Annotated in this window: 1 protein-coding gene; it reads right to left on the bottom strand. The window is 67.9% G+C overall.

The features are described 5' to 3' along the window. Positions 1-81 precede the first annotated feature (81 nt). Positions 82-1,491 carry an IS110 family transposase gene (locus ACWD11_RS35125; RefSeq protein WP_451287960.1) on the bottom strand — a complete coding sequence of 470 codons (1,410 nt, stop codon included), beginning with the start codon at positions 1,489-1,491 and terminating at the stop codon, positions 82-84. Between the last annotated feature and the right edge of the window lie 145 nt (positions 1,492-1,636).

Genomic DNA, 1,636 nt, shown 5'->3' with positions numbered 1-1,636 from the left:
CTGATCGGAAAATCGTTGTTCGGGAGGGCAGGCGGCAGCATCCGGGCCGCTTGCGGACCGGATGTCGGTGGGACGGGTCGGTCAGGCTGATGTCGGGGTGAGGGCGACCTGATGGCCAAGGGCCTGGAGTTGGCGGACGAGATCACGTGTCCTGCGGGCGGGGTCGAGATGACGCCGGTGCCAGTCGGCGCCGAGTTCCTGGTAGGAGGCGCCCGGGTCGTTGATCAGGTGCCAGGCGATGACGAGTATCGAGCGGGCGACGGCGACCAGGGCCTTGGCATGGCCGCGGCGTTTGACGATGCGCCGGTAGCGGGCGCCGAGGAAGGTGTCGGTGCGGGCGGCGGCGTTGGCGGCCTCGCCGAGAGCTCCCTTGAGCCAGGGGTTGCCCTGCCCGGCCGGACCCGACGTGTTCTTCGCCCCGGACTGGATCGTCCGCGGACACAACTTGGCCCACGAGACGAGGTGTTCGGGGGTGGGGAAGCGACTCATGTCCGCACCGATCTCGGCGAGGATGATCTGTGCGGTGGCCGGTCCGATGCCGGGGACGGCGTCCAGCTTCTCGGCCAGGACGCGAGCGGTTACGGTGTCACCGGACGTATCGCCGCAGGGGCCGTCGTCCGGGGTGGTGATCTCATCCAGGGTGCGGGCGATCAGCCGGTCGAGTTCGCGGATCTGCGCGGTGAGATGGTCGACGGTGCCCAGCAGCACATCTAACAGCCGGGCGTGATGGTCCTCGAACTGGCCGGTGAGAGCCTCGATGAGAGCCGGCTTCTTCTTGACCAGGTTGCCCTTGGCGAGGTCGGCCAGGGTGCGCGGGTTGCGTTCCCCGGCGACCATCGCGTCGAGCATGGCCCGGCCTGACATGCCGAACAGATCGGAGACGACGCCGGACAGTTTGATCTGCGCGTCCTGCAGGGCCTTGTCGACGCGGTGCTTGTGCCGGGTGCGCTCCTGGACGAACACGGTGCGGGTGCGGGTGAAGTCCCGCAACTGCCTCACCGGCTTCGGCGGGACGAACGAGGCACGGACCATGCCGCGTTCGGCGAGCTTGGCCAGCCAGACCGCATCCAGCTTGTCCGTCTTCGGGCGGCCGGGGACGTTCTTCACGTCACGCGCGTTCACCAGCCAGCAGTCCAGGCCGCGGGCCTCCAGCAGGTAGAAGAACGGACGCCAGTACGAGCCCGTCGCTTCCATGACCACCCGCTCGACACCCTGGCAGACCAGTGTGTCGCCGAGCTCGAGGATTGTGTTCGTGGTCGAGGCGACAGTCCAGACCTTCTGGAGGCGCCGGCCCTCGATGGTGTCGTGCGGAACGCGCAGGCAGATCATCCCGGACGCCTTGCCGATGTCGATCGACGCGACCCGGGCGACCGTTCCGTCGTCGTGGTCTTCTCTCAACTCCTCCATGACGTACCCCCTGTCGTACTGGTGCGGGCAGGGGCTGCCCGGGAAGCCAAAGGGGGTAACGGAGAAGCTGATCGGCGTGCTCAAGGCGACAGTGTGCGGCCCCCTCGGGCGGCTCCCTCACCAGACTCCTATGCGGGCTCACAGCCCAAACATCAAGCGGCGTCGGCGGACAGCCCCTGTACCGATTTTCACGCCTGCGGGGCGTCACCGCAGGTGAACGGTCGACTCC

It is taken from the genome of Streptomyces sp. NPDC002776 (assembly GCF_053592195.1).
The sequence above is the reverse complement of the archived record's forward strand: the minus strand, read 5'-3'. Positions and strand labels throughout refer to the sequence as shown.